Source organism: Verrucomicrobiia bacterium, assembly GCA_035460805.1.
Classification (GTDB): Bacteria; Patescibacteriota; UBA1384; order CAILIB01; family CAILIB01; genus DATHWI01.
Window position 1 is genome coordinate 1 of the sequence record DATHWI010000014.1, and the last position, 3,960, is coordinate 3,960.

The window sequence follows — 3,960 nt, forward strand, 5'->3', positions numbered from 1 at the left end:
ACTACAAATTCACTGAGCCCCTCGTTGAGACAGCGGTCAACTCGTTACACGATTCGTGCAGGTCGGAACTTACCCGACAAGGAATTTCGCTACCTTAGGACCGTTATAGTTACGGCCGACATTCACGGGGACTTGGGTTCAAAGCTTCGCCCCGCTTGCGCGGGACTAACATCTTGCCTTAATCTTTCCGCATTGGTCACGTGTCACATCGTATACATAGACTTTCGTCTTCGCACAATGCTGTGTTTTTGATAAACAGTCGGTTGACCCCTTTCACTGCGACCCTAATAAATTAGGGCATCCCTTCTTCCGAAGTTACGGGACTAGATTGCAGAGTTCCTTAACGAGGTTTCACTCTTGCGCCTTGGTATATTCTACCCATCCACCTGAGTCGGTTTCTAGTACGGGCGACCCTGGGAACATCATGAAGCTTTTCTAGACGGATCATTTGAAAACACGGTCAGGCCGAAGCCCTTCCTGCCAAGTCAATAAGGTCTGTTTTCTCCTTCTCCGTGGTCTAACATGACTTAACCAGAGTCGGTGCAGGAATATTAACCTGCTTTCCATCGCCTGCGCCAGACGGCATCGGCTTAGGTCCCGACTAACCCTGGGACGAAAATCGTTGCCCAGGAAACCTTGGATTTACGGCGGGGTGGGATTTCACCACCCTTGTCGTTACTTATGTCTGCATCCTCACTTCTCAACACTCCACTTTCAGTCGCCATCCAGCTTCGATGCGTTGAGAACGCTCCTCTACCAAACCCCAGTCCGCAGACTGGGGCATCCAGAGCTTCGGTATACCGCTTGATCGCCAATCATTTTCGGCGCGAGATCTCTCGATGAGTCAGCTATTACGCACTGTTTAAATGGTGGCTGCTTCTAAGCCAACATCCTCACTGTCAAAGAAATCTCACCTCCTTTCCACTTAGCGGTATTTGGGCACCTTAGCTGCTGGGCTGGGCTGTTTCCCTTTCGACAATGAAGCTTATCCCCCACTGTCTTACTGCCATACTTCACCCTGGGGTATTCGGAGTTTGATTGAGTTTGGTAGGCGGGTGTGCCCCCTAGCTCATTCAGTGCTCTACCCCCCCAAGTCAGCATATGACGCTGCACCTAAATACATTTCGAGGAGAACCAGCTATTACGGGGTTTGATTAGCCTTTCACTCCTACCCACAACTCATCCGAGAACTTCTCAAGGTTCACCGGTTCGGCCTTCCACGTCGTATTACCAACGCTTCAGCCTGGCCATGGGTAGATCACCACCGCTTCGGGTTTGGCTCCTGTAACTAAATTCGCCCTGTTCGGACTCGCTTTCGCTGCGCCTGCGTCCCAGAAGGACTTAGGCTTGCTACAAAAACCAACTCGCAGACTCATTAAGCAAAAGGCACGCCATCACCTCATAAAGAGGCTCTGACACCTTGTAAGCACATGGTTTCAGGTACTATTTCACTCCGCTCACAGCGGTGCTTTTCACCTTTCCCTCGCGGTACTTGTTCACTGTCGGTCACCAGCTAGTATTTAGCCTTACGCCGTGGTCGGCGTCGATTCATGCGAAGTTTCACGTGTATCGCATTACTCAGGAATTCCCTAGGCTGGATCGAAGTTTTCGGTTACGGGCCTTTCACCCTCTCTGGCGCAACTTTCCTGAAGCTTCACCTAACTTGATCCAATGCCACGTCGGGCTCCTACAACCCCGGAGGCAAAGCCTCCGGTTTGGGCTGATCCGCTTTCGTTCGCCACTACTGACGGAATCGCATTCGCTTTCTTTTCCTCGGGGTACTGAGATGTTTCACTTCCCCCGGTATGGCGTCACAGCCCCTATGTATTGAGGGCTGTACGCAACGGTATGAACCGTTGCAGGTTATCCTATTCGGAAATCTCCGGGTCAAAGCGTCTTTGCCGCTATCCGAAGCTTATCGCAGCTTAGCACGTCCTTCATCGCCTGCTGGTGCCAAGGCATTCACTATGTGCTCTAAAATACTTGATACCTTTGGCGTCAGTCCGAAGACTGACAAAATACTTTTCTCACTCTCTTCCACCGGTCTCCCGGCAGAAGTGTCTTGCTCTTAACTTGTCTTGTTCAGTTTTCAAAGAACTCCCGTTCTTCATACGGCAACTTCAATCATTCACACAATCAACCCGATGGTGGGCCTGAATGGACTCGAACCATTGACCCCCGCCTTATCAAGGCGGTGCTCTAACCAACTGAGCTACAGGCCCGATCTTTTACAATCGGAACACTTCGCTTGAAAAGCGGCCCAGCGTTTTCGCATGGTGGAGGCATGGGGACTCGAACCCCAGACATCCAGCTTGCAAAGCTGGCGCTCTACCAGCTGAGCTATACCCCCTTTGGTGATGCGTGACAAACCAAGTAAAAGCTAAGTAGTGCGCTACACGTGCTAATGTGCGCGAAACATTTGAGTTTTAGCAGACTCAAGGCGTTCTGGCGAACCAGGCGCTCAAGAGTCTCGACCTTTCCAGTGAGCGGTAAAGCTCCTGGAATACTCCATAGAAAGGAGGTGATCCAGCCGCAGGTTCCCCTACGGCTACCTTGTTACGACTTCATCCCAGTCACCAGTCTTGCCTTAGGGCCTTGCCTCCTTGCGGTCGGCGCGGGCACTTCGGGCGAAACCAGCTTCCATGATGTGACGGGCGGTGTGTACAAGACCCGGGAACGTATTCACGGTACCGTAGCTGATGTACCATTACTAGCGATTCCAACTTCATGCAGGCGAGTTGCAGCCTGCAATCTGAACTGAGCCCAGTTTTGAGGATTTCCTCCACCTCGCGGTTTCGGTTCACATTGTGCTGGGCATTGTAGTACGTGTGCAGCCCTGGGCGTAAGGGCCATACGGACTTGACGTCATCCCCACCTTCCTCCCAGTTGATCTGGGCAGTCTGATTCGAGTGCTCGGATTGCTCCGGTGGCAACAAATCACAGGGGTTGCGCTCGTTGCGGGACTTAACCCAACATCTCACGACACGAGCTGACGACAGCCATGCAGCACCTGTGCAAAGCGTGTATTGCTACACTATCCGGCTTTCACCGGAGACACAGTGCATGTCAAGCCCAGGTAAGGTTCTTCGCGTTGCATCGAATTAAGCCACATACTCCACCGCTTGTGCGGGTCCCCGTCAATTTCTTTGAGTTTTAATCTTGCGACCGTACTTCCCAGGCGGCACGTTTAACGCGTTAGCTCCGGCACAGAAGGGGTCGAATCCTCCCACACCAAACGTGCACCGTTTACTGTCAGGACTACCGGGGTATCTAATCCCGTTTGCTCCCCTGACCTTCGTGCATCAGTGTCAGATACTGTCCAGGATCTCGCCTTCGCCACTAGTGTTCCTCTCGATATCTACGCATTTCACTGCTACACCGAGAATTCCAGATCCCCCTCCAGTTCTCTAGCATGGGAGTATCGGATGCTATTCGGAGGTTGAGCCCCCGGATTTCACATCTGACTTTCCACGCCACCTACGCACCCTTTACGCCCAGTGATTCCGAACAACGCTTGAGACCTCTGTATTACCGCGGCTGCTGGCACAGAGTTAGCCGTCTCTTCCTCTTGCGATACTATCAAATCCAGCGGAGTTACCCGCACAGATCTTGCTCTCGCATGACAGGAGTTTACAATCCGAAGACCTTATCCTCCACGCGGCGTCGCACCATCAGGGTTGCCCCCATTGTGAATGATTCTCGACTGCTGCCACCCGTAGGTGTCTGGACCGTGTCTCAGTTCCAGTGTGGCTGGTCATCCTCTCAGACCAGCTACCCGTCGTCGCCTTGGTGGGCCGTTACCCCGCCAACTAGCTGATAGGCCGCGGACCAATCAGAAAGCGACAGGTTGCCCCGCCTTTAGTCTTGCGACCACATGAGGTATTAATCCAAGTTTCCCTGGGCTATTCCTCGCTTTCCGGTATGTTATCCACGTGTTACGCACCCGTTCGCCACTGAACA

Annotated in this window: 2 tRNA genes and 2 rRNA genes; all 4 read right to left on the reverse strand. The window is 52.6% G+C overall.

What is annotated here, in order from left to right:
- Positions 1-1,989 (reverse strand): 23S ribosomal RNA (locus VLA04_00260); the annotation flags it as partial.
- A 156-nt stretch (positions 1,990-2,145) separates the two neighbouring features.
- Positions 2,146-2,222 (reverse strand) — tRNA-Ile (locus VLA04_00265).
- A 52-nt stretch (positions 2,223-2,274) separates the two neighbouring features.
- Positions 2,275-2,350 (reverse strand) — tRNA-Ala (locus VLA04_00270).
- Positions 2,351-2,514: 164 nt separating this feature from the next.
- Positions 2,515-3,960: ribosomal RNA gene (locus VLA04_00275) — 16S ribosomal RNA — on the reverse strand; the annotation flags it as partial.